Consider the following 17,292-nt stretch of genomic DNA (forward strand, 5'->3'; position numbering starts at 1 on the left):
CTAGAATCCACCCCTGTCAGGAGAGCGCCTGACTTGCTTCCAATATGAAACAAGTCAGGCCGCCGAAGGCGCAGGCGGTTTGAAAAACTGCTGAACGCTCAGGCAAAAGGACTGACAAAACGCTTTTCATCAAGGCGTTACCTCACTGGAGAGAGGTGCCGGGCCATCGTGTCACGGCATCCACCGAAGGAGCAACCCGCAGAACGTTCGGCTTTTGGGCTGAAGGTTACCGGCGAATCTCTCAGGTAAAGCGGACAGCGAGGGCAAGCGCCACAGCATGTGCTGTGGTTTTTCATTGCCCTTGGAGTTTTTTGTGACCGCTGCTGCCGACCTGCTCACCACCCCTTTGAACGCACTGCACATTGAGTTGGGCGCCCGCATGGTGCCTTTTGCCGGTTACAGCATGCCGGTGCAATACCCCGCTGGCCTGGTCGCCGAGCACCACCACACCCGCACTGCCGCAGGCCTGTTTGATGTCTCACACATGGGCCAGTTGTGCCTGAGCGGACCGGATGCCGCAGCCGCCTTCGAAAGCCTGATGCCCGTGGACGTGATGGGCCTGGGCGTGAACAAACAGCGCTACGGCCTGCTGCTCAATGACGAGGGCGGCATCATCGACGACCTGATGTTTGTGAACCGCGATGTGGCCAAAGGTGGCGATATTTTTGTGATCGTCAACGGTGCCTGCAAACACGGCGATTTGGCCCACATCCAAGAGCGCATGGGCAGCCGCTGCACCATCACGCCACAATTTGACCGCGCCTTGTTGGCCCTGCAAGGCCCACAAGCGGTGACCGCCTTGCAACGTCTGTTGCCCGGTGTGGAAAAGCTGGTGTTCATGACCGGCGCAGCCTTTGAAGTGGACGGCGCAGACCTGTTCGTGACGCGCAGCGGCTACACCGGCGAAGACGGTTTTGAAATCTCCCTGCCCGCCCACGCCGCCGAGGCCTTTGCCCGCCGCCTGCTGGCCCAGCCCGAAGTCAAGCCGATTGGCCTGGGTGCCCGCAACTCGCTGCGCCTGGAAGCCGGGCTGTGCCTGTATGGCAACGACATCGACACCACCACCACCCCGGTCGAGGCGGGCCTGAACTGGGCCATGCAAAAGGTGCGCCGCACAGGTGGCGCGCGGGCAGGCGGCTTCCCCGGTGCCGAAAAAATCCTGGCGCAGTTGGGCGGCACAACCCCGGCGCAGCGCCTGCGTGTGGGTCTGGTGGGCCTGGAGCGCGTGCCGGTGCGCGAGCATGTTGAACTGCACAACGACGCCGGTCAAAAAGTGGGCGAAGTCACCAGCGGCCTGCTCGCCCCCACCGCCGATCAGCCCGTGGCGCTGGCCTATGTGCAGGCAGAATATGCGCCAGCAGGCACACGCCTGAACGCCATGGTGCGCGGCAAAGCCGTCCCCATGGAAGTCAGCGCCCTGCCCTTCGTGCCCAACCGCTATTTCCGTGGTTGAAATTAATCGGGGTCAGATCCCAATTAAATCCACACACCGATTCAAGCCAAACAATTGGGATCTGACCCCGATTTAATTTCCAAACACACACAAGGAGCCCCCTCATGATCAAGTACACCGAAGACCACGAATGGTTGCAAATAGACGGAGACACCGCCGTCGTCGGCATCACGCACCACGCGCAGGATGCGCTGGGCGATGTGGTGTTTGTGGACCTGCCCGAAGTCGGCAAGTCTTTTGCAGCCAAAGAAGTGGCTGGCGTGGTCGAGTCGGTCAAGGCCGCCGCCGACGTCTACATGCCCGTGGACGGCGAAATCACCGAAGTCAACGAAGAACTGCGCGGCGACCCGTCGCTGGCCAACACCGACCCGCTGGGCAAAGGCTGGTTCTTCAAGGTCAAACTGTCGAACCCGGCGCAGGCTGAGGCCTTGTTGGACGAGACGGCTTACAAGCAGTTTTCTGCGGGCTGAATTTTTTCAAGCAGATGCCAGCCATGCTGTCGATTGCCCGGTTGACCGACCGTTGATCGCCAGCAGGCTGGCTCCTACATAAAACGAACTCCACCACGATCAGGTAAACGCATGCTGATGTCCACCCTTAAACCCTTGGCTGAACTCGAAAACCCGTCCGAATTCATCGCCCGCCACATTGGCATCAGCGCTGCAGACGAGCAGCACATGCTGGGCGTGATCGGCGAGGCCTCTCGCCGCGCCCTGATCGAGTCCATCGTGCCGCGCAGCATCGCCCGCGCCCAGGCCATGGACTTGCCCGCCCCGGTGACCGAGGCCGCCGCGCTGGCCGAGCTCAAAAGCATGGCGCAGCAAAACCAGCTGCTCAAGAGTTTCATCGGCCAAGGCTATTACGGCACACACACGCCGGGTGTGATCCTGCGCAACATCCTGGAAAACCCCGCTTGGTACACCGCCTACACGCCCTACCAGGCCGAGATTTCACAAGGCCGCATGGAAGCGCTGGTGAACTTCCAGACCATGGTGACCGACCTGACGGCGATGGACATCGCCAACGCCTCCATGCTGGACGAAGCCACCGCAGCCGCCGAGGCCATGACCTTGGCGATGCGCACGGTCAAAAGCAAAAGCAAAGTTTTCGTAGTCTCGCGCGCCTGCCACCCGCAGACCATCGAAGTGATCCAGACGCGTGCCCAACCGCTGGGCATTGAGGTGCTGGTGCCGCAAAGTGCCGACGCCTTCACCGCTGCGCTGAACGCCGAGCACTTCGCATCCCTGGTGCAGTACCCCTGCAGCACCGGGCTGGTGGAAGACCTCAGCGGCTACGCCGCCCAAAGCCATGCGCAATCCGCCGCCCTCATCGTGGCCGCCGACCTGCTGGCGCTCACGCTGCTCAAGGCCCCAGGCGAGATGGGTGCCGACATCGTGGTCGGCACCACACAACGCTTGGGCATGCCCATGGGCGCAGGCGGCCCGCACGCAGCCTTCATGGCCTGCCGAGACGCCTACAAACGCTCGCTGCCCGGCCGCTTGGTGGGCGTGAGTGTGGACGTGCACGGCAAACCCGCTTACCGCCTGGCGCTGCAAACCCGCGAGCAACACATCCGCCGCGAAAAAGCCACGAGTAACATCTGCACTGCGCAGGTCTTGCCCGCCGTGGTCGCCAGCATGTACGCCGTGTACCACGGCCCCGAGGGCTTGAAGCGCATTGCCCGCCGCGTGGCGACTTACACCGCGATCTTCGCGCAAGGTCTGCAGAGCCTGGGCTTCAAGCTGCGCAAAGAAACCGCCTTTGACACCGTGTGGATCGCCATCGGCGAGTCCTCGGCCTCACTCATCGAACGGGCTCGGCACGACGGCATGAACCTGCGCAAAGCTTGCGACAAGAGCGTATCGATCTCGCTGGACGAAACCACCACGCGCGATGACATCCACGCCCTGTGGCAAGTGTTCGCAGCCGAATCAACCAACCCGGGCCAGGCACTGCCCAGCTTCGATGCGTTTGAAAAAGGCATCGAGCCGCTGATCCCGACCGAGCTGCGCCGCACCAGCGATTTCCTCACGCACCCCGTCTTCAACCGTTACCACTCCGAGACCGGCATGCTTCGCTACATCCGCCAGCTGTCCGACAAGGACCTAGCACTGGACCGCAGCATGATCCCACTGGGCAGCTGCACCATGAAGCTCAACGCCACCAGCGAGATGATCCCCATCACCTGGCCCGAGTTTGCTAACGTCCACCCCTTTGCCCCGGCCGACCAACTGGCAGGCTACCAACTGCTGGACCAGCAGCTGCGCGACTGGCTGTGCCAAGCCACGGGTTACAAAGGCATCAGCCTGCAGCCCAATGCCGGATCGCAAGGCGAATACGCCGGTCTTTTGGTCATTCAGGCCTACCACCGCGCCCAAGGCCAGAGCCACCGCAACATTTGCCTGATCCCGTCCAGCGCCCACGGCACCAACCCCGCCAGCGCTCAGATGGTCGGCATGCAAGTCGTCGTCACCAAGTGTGACGAGAACGGCAACGTGGACATGGTCGACCTGCAGGCCAAGTGCGAGCAACACAGCGCGAATCTGGCCGCCGTGATGATCACCTACCCCAGCACACACGGCGTGTTCGAGACGCAAGTCAAGCAGCTCTGCGAACTGGTGCACCAACACGGCGGTCGTGTGTACGTGGACGGTGCCAACATGAACGCCCTGGTGGGCGTGGCCGCACCGGGCGAGTTTGGCGGTGACGTGAGCCACCTGAACCTGCACAAGACTTTCTGCATTCCGCACGGCGGTGGCGGCCCCGGCGTCGGCCCCGTTTGCGTGGTGGAAGACCTGGTGCCTTACCTGCCGGGTCACGCCACTAGCGGTGTGCCGGTCAACGGTGTGGGCGCTGTCAGCGCTGCGCCGCTGGGCAATGCCGCGGTGCTGCCCATCAGCTGGATGTACTGCCGCATGATGGGTGCCGAGGGCCTGAAGCACGCGACCGAGTCGGCCATTTTGGCGGCCAACTACATCAGCAAGCGCCTGGCCCCCCACTACCCCACGCTCTACGCCAGTGACAACGGCCATGTGGCCCACGAGTGCATCCTGGACCTGCGCCACTTCAAAGAAACCTGCGGCGTGATGGCCGAAGACGTGGCCAAACGCTTGATGGACTATGGCTTTCACGCGCCCACGCTGAGCTTCCCTGTGGCCAACACCCTGATGGTCGAGCCCACCGAAAGCGAAACGCTCGAAGAGATCGACCGCTTCATCGACGCCATGATCGCCATCCGCGAAGAAATCCGCCAAGTCGAAGCCGGCACCTGGCCACAAGACAACAACCCGTTGAAACACGCGCCGCACACCGCTGACAGCCTGCTGGGCAGCGAATGGGCCCGCCCCTACAGCCGCGAAGTCGGTGCCGCGCAAGCCCAGCGCGTGCCGGGCAGCGTGAAGTACTGGCCACAGGTGGGCCGGGTCGACAACGTCTACGGTGACCGCAACCTGTTTTGCAGCTGCATTCCTTTGAGCGACTACGCATAATCCATACACGATTGATCCGGCACGCTGAAGTTTGAAATGTGTGAAAAATGTGCAAGAAGTGTCATCTCGTAGGTCGGTACTCGCAGAGTCCGACGTTATGGGTCTCGGCACATGCTCATGTCGGAGTCTTCGACCGCCGACCTACAACATCTTCGAGCCTTTTACTTCGCAGGTCGGTGTTCGCAGAGTCCGACTTGATGGGTTTGGCACAGGCCCATGTCGGGGTCTTCAACCACCGACCTACGACATCTTTGAGCGTTGAAAACGTCACAGGGCCGAATCAATCAGGAAGAACACCGATTCAAAACCAAAAAATCCCGCATCGGGAGAGACTGTCAACCGCAGACAGCGCCGAAGGAGCAACCACCCCGGAAACTCTCAGGCCAAAGGACCGATGCAGGTCGACACATCCGTGTCAAAAACTCTGAAGAGCGCCCCCGATTCGTCACCGGGGTCCACCGCAGGAGCAAGCCTCATCCGAGGTGAATCTCTCAGGTTTCAAACAGAGGGGGTCATGCCGCGCACATTCGGTGCGCAGCGTGTCCACCTGTTTGAGACGTTTTGAAGAGAAAACTCCTTATGAAAAAACACATGGTCATCATTGGCGGCGGCATCACCGGCGTCACCTCCGCCTACGCCCTGGCCCAACAGGGCATCCAGGTCACCCTGATCGAGAAAAACCGCTACCCCGGCATGGAAACGTCCTATGCCAATGGCGGGCAACTGTCGGCCTCCAATGCCGAAGTCTGGACCCATCCGTCCACGATCATCAAGGGCCTCAAATGGATGCTGCAAAGCGATGCGCCCCTGCTCATGAACCCCGCCCCCACCTGGCACAAGCTCAGCTGGATGGCCGAGTTCGTGGCCGCCATTCCCAAATACAAAGACAACACCATCGCCACGGCCCGGCTGGCCATTGAATCGCGCGAGCACCACTTTGCCTGGGCCAAGGCTGAGGGCATCGACTTTGACCACAAGCGCGAAGGCATCTTGCACATCTACCGCGACAAAAAAGGCTTTGACCACGCGGGCGAAGTCTCCAAGCTGCTGGCCCAAGGCGGCCTGCCCCGCCGCGCCGTGACGCCCGACGAAATGAAAGCCATCGAACCGACCCTGCAAGGCCAGTACTACGGCGGCTATTTCACCGAAAGCGACTCCACCGGCGACATCCACAAATTCACCTTCGGCCTGGCCAAGGCCTGCGAGCGCCTGGGCGTGAAAATCTTGACTGAACATCAGGTACTGAATGTCGCATCGAACGGCCAAACCGCCACGGTGCAAGTGCAGCACCAGGGCCAGACCGAGACGCTGAATTTTGACGGCATCGTGATCTGTGCGGGCGTGCATGGCCGCAGCCTGGCCGCGCAGTTGGGCGACCGCCTGAACATCTACCCCGTCAAGGGCTACTCGATCACCGTGGGCCTGAATGACGCCGCCAGCCAAGCCGCCGCGCCGCAGGTGAGCTTGCTGGACGACGAGACCAAGCTGGTCACGAGCCGATTGGGCGCAGACCGCTTCCGTGTGGCGGGCACGGCCGAGTTCAACGGCATCGACCTGGACATCCGCGCCGACCGCATCAAGCCCTTGGTCAACTGGGTCAACCAATGCTTCCCCGGCGTGGACACGCGCCGCGCCGAGCCCTGGGCTGGTCTGCGCCCCATGATGCCCAACATGCTGCCGCGTGTAGGCTCGGGCAAAAAGGCCAATGTGTTCTACAACACCGGCCATGGGCACCTGGGCTGGACACTCTCGGCCATCACGGCGCAGCATCTGGCTGGGCATGTGTTGGCGTGGTCGCACGCCAACGTGTCGCCTGCAGGCCCCACGCGTCTGGCGCAAGCCTGACACCCCCCGCCACCAGGAGCGTTCTCATGGCTGTTTCGGTATTTGATCTCTTCAAAATTGGCATCGGCCCCAGCAGTTCGCACACCGTGGGGCCCATGCGGGCCGCCCGCATGTTTGTGCAACACCTGCACAGCCACGGGCTGCTGGAACACACGGCCCGTGTGGGCTGCAGCCTGCACGGCTCGCTGGGGGCCACCGGCAAAGGCCACGGCAGCGACAAGGCGGTGATCCTGGGCCTGTGCGGCCTGGACCCCGAAACCGTGCCCATCGACGAGATCGAGCCCACTTTGGCCCGCATTCGCAGCGCATGCCGCTTGCCCCTGCTGGGCACGCACCTTGTCCCTTGGAACGAAAAAACCGACCTGCTGTTCTACCGCAATCAGGCCCTGCAGTTTCATGCCAACGGCATGAAACTGAGTGCCTGGGACGCCAACGGCGCGCTGTTGGTCGAGCGCACTTATTACTCGGTGGGCGGCGGCTTTGTCATCACCGACGATGTGGCGCAAGACGACAAGCGCCAAAAGCGCCTGGCCCCCGACACCACCGTGCTGCCCATCGCGTTTGGCAGTGGCGACGCGCTGCTGCAGCGCTGCCGCGAACACGGCCTGAGCGTGGCGGGCGTGATGCGGGCCAACGAGCGTCATTGGCGCAGCGACGCTGAGATCGACCAAGGTTTACTGCACATTTGGGCCACCATGCAAGCGTGTGTGCAGGCTGGCCAGTTGCGCGACGGCATCTTGCCGGGCGGCTTCAAAATCAAGCGCCGCGCCCCGCAGCTGTTTCGAGACCTGAGCAGTCAAGCCGAAAAAGCCCTGACCGACCCGCTGGCCGTGCTGGACTGGATCAACCTGTATGCGTTGGCGGTGAACGAAGAAAACGCCGCTGGTGGCCGCGTGGTCACCGCCCCCACCAATGGCGCAGCCGGTATCGTGCCCGCCGTGCTGCATTACTACAGGCGCTTTGTGCCAGGGGCCAGCGATGAGGGTGTGATTGATTTCTTGCTCACCGCTGGAGCGATTGGCATTTTGTACAAAGAAAACGCCAGCATCAGCGGTGCCGAAGTCGGCTGCCAAGGCGAGGTGGGCGTGGCCTGCTCGATGGCCGCTGGGGCATTGTGCGCAGTGCTGGGCGGCACCCCCGAGCAGGTGGAAAACGCCGCCGAAATCGGCATGGAACACCACCTGGGCTTGACCTGTGACCCGGTCGGCGGGCTGGTGCAAATTCCCTGCATCGAACGCAATGCGATTGCCTCGGTCAAGGCGGTGAACGCTGCACGCATGGCCTTGCGAGGCGACGGTAGCCATTTCGTGAGCCTGGACAAAGTCATCAAAACCATGCGTGAGACCGGTGCCGACATGAAAACCAAATACAAAGAAACAGCCCGAGGGGGGCTGGCGGTCAACATCGTTGAATGTTGAAGCCGCCCCGCCCAACAAGCCCCCTGTAATGAAAAACACCATGAACACCACACAACAACAATTTGCCAGCGACAACTACGCAGGGGCCTGCCCTGAAGCCCTTCAAGCCCTGTTGGAGGCCAACGACAGCGGCCATGAGCCCGCCTATGGCGATGACCGCTGGACTGAGCGCTCGAGCAACATGCTGCGTGAGCTGTTCGAAATTGATTGCGACGTGTATTACGTCTTCAACGGCACCGCTGCCAATTCCCTGGCGCTCGCCGCCATGTGCCAAAGCTACCACTCGGTCATTTGCACCCCGGTGGCACACATCGAAACCGATGAATGCGGGGGGCCGGAGTTTTTCTCCAATGGCTCCAAGTTGCTGGTGGCCGAAGGCCTGTCCGCCGCGGCGCAACGCGGCAAACTCACACCCGAGGCGATTGAAACCCTGGTCACCAAACGCAGTGACATCCACTACCCCCGGCCCAAAGTGGCCTCCATCACCCAAGCCACCGAGCTGGGCACGGTCTACAGCGTGGACGAAGTTCGCGCGCTGTCGTGGATGGCCAAAAAACACAAGCTCAAACTGCACATGGACGGGGCGCGATTTGCCAATGCCGTGGCGCACCTGGGCTGCAAACCGGCCGAGATCACCTGGAAAGCCGGGGTCGATGTGCTGTGTTTTGGGGGCACCAAAAATGGTCTGCCGGTGGGCGAAGCGGTGGTCTTTTTTGACCGTGAGCTGTCGCAAGACTTTGCCTGGCGCGTCAAGCAGGCCGGGCAATTGGCCTCCAAGATGCGCTTCATTTCGGCCCCCTGGGTGGGTTTGCTCGACAACAACACCTGGTTGCGCAACGCGGGCCATGCCAATGCCATGGCGCAGCGCTTGTACAAGGGCATGTTGCAAATCCAAGGTGTCCAGGTGTTGCACGCCCCCGAGGCCAACGGCGTTTTTGCCCACTTGCCCAAAGCCCTGGTCGATGCGCTGCACGCCAAGGGCTGGAAGTTCTACCAATTCATTGCGGGCAGCGGCTGCCGCTTCATGTGCGCCTGGGACACGACGCAAGCCTCGGTGGACGCCTTGCTGGCCGACATGCACAGTTTGAACGTTTGAGTCAGAACTGCGGCCCCTGCCCGGCGAGCATCGTGGACAATGAGCAGCCCACACACCTCTCGCCCATGCGCATCAAGAGAACAAGACCGCCATGCCCCTCCAAGTCCTGCCCGTTGATTATCAAAACCCCACCCACCGCACCGCTTTGGTGATGCTGCTGGACGCTTACGCCCAAGACCCCATGGGCGGCGGCCAAGCGCTGGCCCAGGATGTGAAAGTACGCCTGTGCGATGACCTGGCGGCACGACCGGCAGCGGCCAGCTTCATCGCCTGGCTGGGCGATGCGCCCGTGGGTCTGGTCAACTGCATCGAGGGCTATTCGACTTTCAAGGCGCAGCCCCTGATGAACATCCACGACATCGCCGTGCTGCCGGGCCACCGGGGCGCGGGCGTCGGTCAGGCTTTGCTGTCGGCCGCCGAGCAACACGTCAAAGACCACGGCTGCTGCAAGCTCACGCTGGAAGTGCTCACGGGCAATGCACGCGCCCTGTCGAGCTACCTGCGTTTTGGCTTTGCGCCCTATGCTCTCGACCCGGACGCTGGGCAGGCCAGCTTCATGCAAAAGTGGCTTTGATCACAGGAGCCAGCGCCTGAAGGTTGACTGCTTGCAGCGCTGGTTTGCCTGATTGTTGAGACTCGATGGACACTGCCCGTGGACAGGGCCAGTTCCCAGTGCTGATCGACTCATTCGGCAAAGGTCAAGCGGGCTTGGCCTTTGCCCTTTGACCCTCAACGGCGCAGCAGGTTTTTCAGCGCGGTTTGCAAACGACGCGCCGTATCGGCGTCATGCGGTCCCGACAGCACTTGCGCCACGTCCTGGCTCCAGGTTTCGGCGGGGCCGGGCTGGTTGCGCTGAGTCAGCAGTTGCAATTGCAGGGCACGACGCTCTGACAAATGGTCTGCAGGCGTAGGCACTTCAGCCGCCATTTCCAGACGCAGCAAAGCCGTGGCCGCAGGCGCCTTGGCGGCTGAGCTGATGGCCTGCGTCCAGGCTTGGCGGGCGGTGGCGTTGACGGCCTTGCCCAGTTCCTGAGCAGTAGGCAGTGCATCAGCTTGTCGGTCTTGCCAGGCGCCCATCAAGCGCGTGAGGGTTTCGCCATGGGCCTGTGCGGCCAATTTGCGCAAGGACATTTCGGCGCGCTCCATGGCGTCGCGTTGGGCACGGAAAGCGGTATCGCCCAGACGCGGGCCGCGTTCGCCCCGGTCCTGGAAATCGCCACGGGGGAAACGGTCCCCGCGGTCACCGCGATCCCCCGTGCGTGGGCCACGTTCACCCATGCGCCCTGGACGCTCGCCTGAGCGTTCGCCGGGACGGCCATCGCGGCGGCCATCACGGCCACCAAAAGTACCGGCAGGGGCTTCGGCTTTCTTTTGACCGGGACGGTCATCGCCACGCACAGCCACCACCGGTTTGGCGGGCTTGGGCGGGGTGACGACCGCTGCGGGCTCGGCCTGGGCGGCGTCGCCTTCGGGCGCCTCATCGGCTGCGGGTTCTGTCGCCGCTGGTGCCTGTGCGGCATCCGCGCTTGGAGCATCCTCAGCGGACGAAGAAACTGCGGCAGGTGTCTCATCCGCAGCTGCGGGAGGGGACACCTCAGCGGCCTTGGCTTGCGCAGCAGCCGCTTCAGCCTGGCCGCGCAGTGCGGCGTCCAGCGCAGCCATGGCGGCGCGGATTTGGGTGGCATCGCCGCTGGCGTTGGCAGCATCCAGGGCCTTTGACGCGTCAATGACGGCCCGGTCACGGGCACTGAGCTGGGTCACGGCTTGTTGGCGCTCTGCGCCTTTGCGCTGGAAGGCCTCGTCCAGGGGGGCGCGGAAAATTTCCCACAGCTTTTGTTCGGTCTTGCGGTCCAGCGGCACGGCTTGCGCCTCGGTCTGCCAGCGCAGCTGCAAGGCCTTGATGGCGTCCACGCGCAAAGCGGCGGCGCCCAGTTCGCGGGCTTCGTTGATCAGGGCTTGGCGACGCTCGATGCTGGCTTTTTGGGCAGCTTCCAGACGGGCGGCGGCCGCTTTGATGATGGCCTTCCACTGCGACTGCATTTCGCCAAAGGATTTTTCGCTCAGGTGGCCCGCATTGCGCCAGCGGTCGGCAAATTGGTGCAAGGCGCGCAACTGGCTGCGCCAGTCATCGCTTTGTGCCTGTTCCAGAGTCCAGGCCTTGACCTCTTCCATCAAGGCCACGCGCTGCGCACGGTGAGCGGCGGACTCTTGCTTGATCTGGTCCAGCCAGCCTTGCACGGTTTTGTAGGCTTCGTTGCAGGCCGCGTCAAAACGTTTCCACAGCGCATGGTTGGGCAAGCCGCCCTGGTCGGTTTGTTTCCAGCTTTCGCGCAGCTGGCGCAGGTTTTCCTGCATCTTGCGACCGCCCATGGCGGGGGTTTTGTCGGCACCCAGCAAGGCTTCGGCCTTGGTCACCAGTTCCTGGCGCAGCTGGTCAGCCCGCCAGCGCTGCCAGCCTTCGAGTTCACCAGCAGCCGTCAAGGCGTTGTGCACACGCTCGTCCAAAGCAGCGTCCAGATGCTTGCCATGGGTTTTGAGCACGGCGCGCAAGGCGGCTGCCGCACCGGCGGTCGCTTTGCCGTGGCCTTCGGCTACTTCTTTCTCAACAGCATCGAGCACTTCGGTCACGGCCACATTGGCGGCATCACGCAGCGCTTGGCGTTGCGCCGGGTCCAATTTGGGCTTGGCGGGTTTGGCAGGCTGCTCGGCAGGCGCTGCGGAGGCCGTGGCCTCGCCACGCGAGCGGCGCACTTCGTCGGCCCACACGGGCACTGGAGGCAAAGGGGCCGACACATCGGCTTGCGCTTGCTGCGCCGACACCAGCGCTGCAGAAAAGCCATCCCAGACAGCCTGCAACTGGTTACTGGCGGCATCCAGCTGGGGGGGGAACTTCAGGTCCACACTGGGCCATGTGGCATGCGAGGTCAATTGGACTGACTGGGCCAACCACTGGGCCACATCGGCTTGCAATCCGGTCTGGCCCACTCGCGCCTCGGCAATGTGTTTGGTGGACAAAACCTCAATGCGCTGGGCCAGCAAGACGGCCGCTTCGCGCTGCACCATCACTTGGTGCTGCAAGTCTTCCACGCTTTTGACCACTTCGGCCAAGCGAATTTTCAGGCTGGCCAAAGGTTCGCGCGAAAGCGGGGCACCGGCTTTGGCTGCATCGCGCTGCCAGGCCAGGGCATCGGCAATGTTCAGGCGGGGTGCTTGCAGCATCTGCTCGGCTTTTTGCGCCCAGTCAATGGCCAAGGCTTCTTGACCTTGGGCACGTTTGATCTCGTCGAGTTTTTCTTTGAGGATTTTGGCCACGCCTTTGTCACGGGCTGACAGCTCACGGTACACCTCGTTCATCAGCTCGCCCGAAGGCTCGGTCTGAAGCCAGTCGCGCACACGGGCACTGCGCTCACCTGAAGTGGCTGCCGAAAAGGCGCCCCCGGTCAATTGGTCAAGGGCGGCAAGGTCAAGAGGCTTAGAAGATGAGGTCACGGTCAAAACGCTTTAAAACACAATCCATGCCGAACACGGCATCAAGCAATGGAACCGGATGCACAAGCCATCGTCATGCACATCCAGCCAAAAGCGGTATTTTCGCTGTTTATTTCCACATCACTCGCAACTCATGGCCTCTACAAGCCAATCTCTGTCTGATTTATGTGAAGTTTGGCCTCTATATATTGAAAAATCACACATATTTAAAATTAATATGCTTGACGTGATATGAAATGTTTCTAGAATTCGCCCAGTCCATCCCTAGCTAGGGATAACCCTAGACCACCCGCCTGGTTCAAGCTGCAAGTGCATCAGCACTGTCAGCAGCTTCCTGCCCCCAACCTACAAGCCCAGTGACTGAGTCATTTGGCTTGGCATGAGAGGACGTGCTTTGACAGCGAGTTCAAAATTTTCCCGCCTTTGGTTCAGCCTGACAACATGTGTAGGTGATGTCCGCGAGGGCTTTGTCGAAATCACCCGTCACACCCTGGCGCTGCTGGGCCTGGTGGTGGTGGCCGTCACACTGACATTCTTTGCCCGCCCCGGCTTGCAAGCATCGGCCAGTGAGGCCTTGATGGGCTGGCTGGAAATGCGGCAAGCGGACACCTTGGACATCCCCGAAGTCAGCAATGCCGCCAGCCGCTCGACCGCCACAGCCGTCAAAAACCTGCCCAAAGACCAACTGGCCGTGACCTATTGGCTCAGCCGCAAATACCGCGTCTCGCCCGAACCCATGGGGGCCTTGGTGTCTGAAGCCTGGGCCGTGGGTGAACGCAGCCAGATTGCCCCCACCTTGATCCTGGCCGTGATGGCCATTGAGTCGAAATTCAACCCTTTCGCATCGGGCAGCCAAGGCGGCATGGGCCTGATGCAAATTGAGCCCCAGGCGCAAAGCGAAACGCTCAAGCCCTTTGGTGGGCGTTTGGCCGCCTTTGACCCGCTCACCAATTTGCGCGTGGGCTCCCGGCTTTTGCAAGAACTGTTACAAAAATCCGATACGGTGGAAGAAGCTTTGCAAGGCTATGCAATGGCCTCGGGTCAACTGAACGACAACCAGTACATCGATCGCGTCCTGACCGAACAAAAGCAACTGGAGCGCCTGACCCGGGGTCTGACCACCGCGTCCATCGCTACACGGTCAGGCCCACACCCCCTGTAAAAGTCTGAGGCCAATCGGCTCGGCTACACTTGAAGGGTGCGCAACTGGCGATAGGAGCGCTGCACTGAAGACACCCTTCTGGCAGCACACTCTGACGTGGACCGCGGTGACTCTTGAATGAAGACCCACCCCAAACCACTGGGAAGCGCGCAACCCGGAACCGGCCCTAGACAGGGCCCAGACCAGGGTTTTCAGCCGTTCGCCTGGGCAGCCCTTGTCAACAACACCCCTGTTTAAGCCAAGGTTCCATCTTTTTTGAAGGACTGCCATGTACGACCGCAACATTCTGATTGAACAAGCCGACCCCGAAATTTTTGCCGCCATCCAGGCCGAAAACGCGCGCCAGGAACACCACATCGAGCTGATCGCCAGCGAAAACTACGCCTCGCCCGCCGTCATGGCCGCGCAAGGCTCGCAGCTCACCAACAAATACGCCGAAGGCTACCCCGGCAAGCGCTACTACGGTGGCTGCGAGTTTGTGGATGTGGCCGAGCAGTTGGCCATTGACCGCATCAAGCAGATCTTTGGCGCTGAAGCCGCCAACGTGCAGCCGCACTGCGGCGCATCGGCCAACGAAGCTGTCTTCCTGGCTTTCCTGAAACCAGGCGACACCATCATGGGCATGAGCCTGGCCGAAGGCGGTCACCTGACCCACGGCATGCCGCTGAACATGTCGGGCAAGTGGTTCAATGTGGTGAGCTACGGTCTGGACAAGAACGAAGCCATCGACTACGACGCGATGGAAGCCAAAGCGCGTGAAACCAAGCCCAAGCTGATCATCGCTGGCGCTTCGGCCTATTCGCTGCACATCGACTGGGCCCGCTTTGCCAAAGTGGCCAAGGAAGTCGGCGCGATCTTCATGGTGGACATGGCGCACTACGCCGGTCTGATTGCCGCAGGCGTTTACCCCAACCCCGTGCCCCACGCTGACGTGGTGACATCGACCACCCACAAGAGCTTGCGCGGTCCGCGCGGCGGCATCATCTTGATGAAGGCCGAGCACGAAAAAGCCATCAACAGCGCCATCTTCCCCGGTCTGCAAGGCGGCCCGCTGATGCACGTCATTGCCGCCAAAGCTGTGGCCTTCAAGGAAGCGCTGGCTCCTGAGTTCAAGGACTACCAGGCCCAGGTGATCAAGAACGCCCAGATCGTGGCCGAGACCCTGACCCAGCGCGGCCTGCGCATTGTGAGCGGTGGCACCCAAAGTCACGTCATGCTGGTCGATCTGCGATCCAAGGGCATCACCGGCAAGGAGGCTGAAGCCGCTTTGGGTGCAGCCCACATGACGATCAACAAGAACGCCATCCCGAACGACCCTGAAAAGCCCTTCGTGACCAGCGGTGTGCGCATCGGCACCCCTGCAATGACCACGCGCGGTTTCAAGGACGAAGAAGCGCGCATCACAGCCCACCTGATTGCTGATGTGCTGGACAACCCAAAGGACGATGCCAACATCGCCGCCGTGCGCGCCAAGGTCAACGCCTTGACCGCACGTTTCCCGGTCTACAAGTAAAGCCAAAGCCATGAAATGCCCCTTCTGCGGTCACCTCGAAACCCAAGTGGTGGAGACCCGGCTGGCTGAAGATGGGGGCTTCATCCGGCGTCGCCGCCAGTGCGGAGCCTGCGAAAAGCGCTTCACCACCTACGAAAAACCCGAGGTGAGCTTTCCAGCCATCGTCAAGAAAGACGGTCGGCGCATTGAATACCAGCGCGAAAAACTGCGCGCCAGCCTCAACCTGGCCCTGCGCAAACGGCCGGTGAGCACTGAACAAGTGGACGGTGCGATCGAGCGCATCGAAGAAAACCTGCTCAACCAACCCCACCGCGAAGTCGCCTCCAACCGCTTGGGTGAACTGGTCATGCGTGAGCTTAAAAAACTCGACAAAGTGGCCTATGTGCGCTTTGCCAGCGTCTACCGCAGCTTTGAGGACATCGACGACTTCAAGACCCTGGTAGACGAGGTCCGCTGAAAGCGTCCTCTGCACTGACGAACCAGCAGCCCAACCTCTGCTGATCAGGCAAGCTGAGGTTCGTTTGTTTGGACCGTCAGCCCGTAGGTCGGTAGCTTTAGCTCCGACGTTGCAGGCTTAGGCGCGGGCACTTGTCGGAGCTAAAGCTGCCGACCTACAAAACTTTTCTTCATTGAATACTGCACAGGGCCGAATCAATGAGAGCAAGTCTGCGGGGTGTATTTTTCCAGCCGGGGCTTGCCCAACGCATTGCTCACCACTTGCCAGCCCACCTCTGCCGAGGGCCTGCAAAACTTCCAGCTGCCGGCCATGAATGCTCCATTCGTGCTCATGCTGCGCCCTTCTGAACCATAGGAAAAATAGGCTTTGAGCGTGTTGGTCACCGTCAAGCGCATGGCGGCAGGCAGGGCGGCATGCACCTCGATCACCGGCTCTCCGGCATCGCGCTGCGCGTTGTCGTTGGCATCGGCAAACACCAACCAGCCTTGCTGCCAGGCACCAGCGGGATCGCAGGTGCTGTCGTTGGCGCGTGCGCACAGCGTCACCCGCTGCTGCCGACGCAAGGCTTCGGAACGGGCCAGGATCAGGCTGTCCAGAAAGCCCTCGGCCTGGGCTTGCAGCTGGTGCCGCTCGCGCAAATCCGCAAGAGGCGGTGCCGCCAAGGCCACCAAAATGCCCAAAATCGCCACCACCACCAAGGCCTCCAGCAAGGTAAAGCCCTTGCTTTGGCCGGTCTGAGTCCTGTTGGCAGTCAGAACGCTGCGAAAAAAAACGGGCTGTGTCATGCGCTCTCCTTGCATGGGGATACTGGAGCCAGGTAGCAGCAAGTCTGCCGCACAGCTTGCCAAGCCTCATTAAAAAATGCTACAAAAGGATACATAAATTTCAAAAACTAGGGAGACTCGACATGACCCAGCCATGCAGGGGTTCAAACGCCCACCACCCACAACACTGCGCGGGATGGACCCTGACCGAGTTGCTCATCAGCCTGGCTTTGATGAGCGTGTTGGCAGCGCTGGCCCTGCCTGCCTACCAGCAGCAACAGCGCCAGGCCAGGCGCGGCGATGGACAAGCCGCCCTGCTGCAACTGCAAATGGACCAGGCCCGATGGCGCAGCGCCCACGACAACTACACCGACACCCTGGGCGCATTGGGCTGGACCAGTGACCGTTCTGCGCAAGGGCACTACCAAATCAGCATCACCGAAGCCACGGCCGACAGCTACACCATCGAAGCTGCAGCGCTGGGGGCCCAGGCCGCAGACCGCGACTGCAACCCTTTGCGCCTGAGCTGGCAAGGCAGTGCGACTGCGGTGTTCAGCGCCGGACCCGAGATGGGCAGCGACCCGGCCCGCTGCTGGCGGCGCTAAAA

13 protein-coding genes and 4 riboswitches are annotated in these 17,292 nt (G+C 61.7%); of the genes, 11 read left to right on the top strand and 2 right to left on the bottom strand.

The genetic code is table 11. The features are described 5' to 3' along the window. Window positions 1-7 precede the first annotated feature (7 nt). Window positions 8-124, top strand: a riboswitch (glycine riboswitch). A gap of 11 nt (window positions 125-135) precedes the next feature. Next, window positions 136-268: riboswitch (glycine riboswitch) on the top strand. 9 nt (window positions 269-277) lie between these two features. From gcvT to H663_RS22630, 7 genes are all read left to right on the top strand, one after another. Next, window positions 278-1,453 carry a glycine cleavage system aminomethyltransferase GcvT gene (gcvT, locus tag H663_RS22600; protein WP_420844029.1) on the top strand — a complete coding sequence of 392 codons (1,176 nt, stop codon included), beginning with the start codon at window positions 278-280 and terminating at the stop codon, window positions 1,451-1,453. A 104-nt stretch (window positions 1,454-1,557) separates the two neighbouring features. After that, complete coding sequence (gcvH, locus tag H663_RS22605; protein ID WP_053176002.1) at window positions 1,558-1,923, top strand: glycine cleavage system protein GcvH; 366 nt, start codon at window positions 1,558-1,560, stop codon at window positions 1,921-1,923. 111 nt (window positions 1,924-2,034) lie between these two features. Beyond that, window positions 2,035-4,941 carry an aminomethyl-transferring glycine dehydrogenase gene (gene gcvP / locus H663_RS22610; protein ID WP_053176000.1) on the top strand — a complete coding sequence of 969 codons (2,907 nt, stop codon included), beginning with the start codon at window positions 2,035-2,037 and terminating at the stop codon, window positions 4,939-4,941. 313 nt (window positions 4,942-5,254) lie between these two features. Then, window positions 5,255-5,345, top strand: a riboswitch (glycine riboswitch). 10 nt (window positions 5,346-5,355) lie between these two features. Next, a riboswitch (glycine riboswitch) is annotated at window positions 5,356-5,457 on the top strand. A gap of 63 nt (window positions 5,458-5,520) precedes the next feature. Beyond that, window positions 5,521-6,786: a D-amino acid dehydrogenase gene (locus H663_RS22615; protein ID WP_053175998.1), complete on the top strand. Its 1,266-nt coding sequence runs from the start codon at window positions 5,521-5,523 to the stop codon at window positions 6,784-6,786. A 26-nt stretch (window positions 6,787-6,812) separates the two neighbouring features. After that, a complete protein-coding gene (locus H663_RS22620) occupies window positions 6,813-8,204 on the top strand; it encodes an L-serine ammonia-lyase (RefSeq protein WP_053175996.1) in 1,392 nt (463 codons plus the stop codon). 40 nt (window positions 8,205-8,244) lie between these two features. Then, a complete protein-coding gene (locus H663_RS22625) occupies window positions 8,245-9,300 on the top strand; it encodes a threonine aldolase family protein (RefSeq protein ID WP_053176954.1) in 1,056 nt (351 codons plus the stop codon). Between the two features lie 91 nt (window positions 9,301-9,391). After that, window positions 9,392-9,874: a GNAT family N-acetyltransferase gene (locus H663_RS22630; RefSeq protein WP_053175994.1), complete on the top strand. Its 483-nt coding sequence runs from the start codon at window positions 9,392-9,394 to the stop codon at window positions 9,872-9,874. A 155-nt stretch (window positions 9,875-10,029) separates the two neighbouring features. Here H663_RS22630 and H663_RS22635 read toward each other — a convergent pair whose 3' ends face one another. Continuing rightward, window positions 10,030-12,789, bottom strand: coding sequence for a DUF349 domain-containing protein (locus H663_RS22635; RefSeq protein ID WP_053176952.1), 2,760 nt, complete (start codon window positions 12,787-12,789; stop codon window positions 10,030-10,032). Between the two features lie 394 nt (window positions 12,790-13,183). On the opposite strand from H663_RS22635, the gene H663_RS22640 reads away from it, so the two are divergent. The 3 genes from H663_RS22640 (at window position 13,184) to nrdR (ending at window position 15,921) form a co-directional block, all read left to right on the top strand. Next, the gene (locus H663_RS22640; protein ID WP_053175992.1) at window positions 13,184-13,951 is read left to right on the top strand and encodes a lytic transglycosylase domain-containing protein; all 768 of its coding nucleotides are present in this window, start codon (window positions 13,184-13,186) and stop codon (window positions 13,949-13,951) included. A 268-nt stretch (window positions 13,952-14,219) separates the two neighbouring features. After that, window positions 14,220-15,464, top strand: coding sequence for a serine hydroxymethyltransferase (gene glyA / locus H663_RS22645; RefSeq protein ID WP_053175990.1), 1,245 nt, complete (start codon window positions 14,220-14,222; stop codon window positions 15,462-15,464). Between the two features lie 10 nt (window positions 15,465-15,474). Further along, window positions 15,475-15,921, top strand: a complete 447-nt coding sequence (gene nrdR / locus H663_RS22650) for a transcriptional regulator NrdR (protein ID WP_053175988.1) — start codon at window positions 15,475-15,477, stop codon at window positions 15,919-15,921. A gap of 194 nt (window positions 15,922-16,115) precedes the next feature. Here the strand turns inward: nrdR and H663_RS22655 are convergent, their stop codons facing one another. Next, on the bottom strand, window positions 16,116-16,706 hold the full coding sequence (locus H663_RS22655; RefSeq protein WP_053176950.1) for a GspH/FimT family pseudopilin: 591 nt from the start codon (window positions 16,704-16,706) through the stop codon (window positions 16,116-16,118). 122 nt (window positions 16,707-16,828) lie between these two features. Here H663_RS22655 and H663_RS22660 point away from each other — a divergent pair, with 122 nt between their 5' ends. After that, window positions 16,829-17,290 (top strand): type IV pilin protein, encoded by a 462-nt coding sequence (locus tag H663_RS22660; RefSeq protein WP_053175986.1) that lies wholly within the window; start codon window positions 16,829-16,831, stop codon window positions 17,288-17,290. Window positions 17,291-17,292: the final 2 nt, after the last annotated feature.

The organism is Limnohabitans planktonicus II-D5 (assembly GCF_001270065.2).
Taxonomy (GTDB): domain Bacteria; phylum Pseudomonadota; class Gammaproteobacteria; order Burkholderiales; family Burkholderiaceae_C; genus Limnohabitans_A; species Limnohabitans_A planktonicus.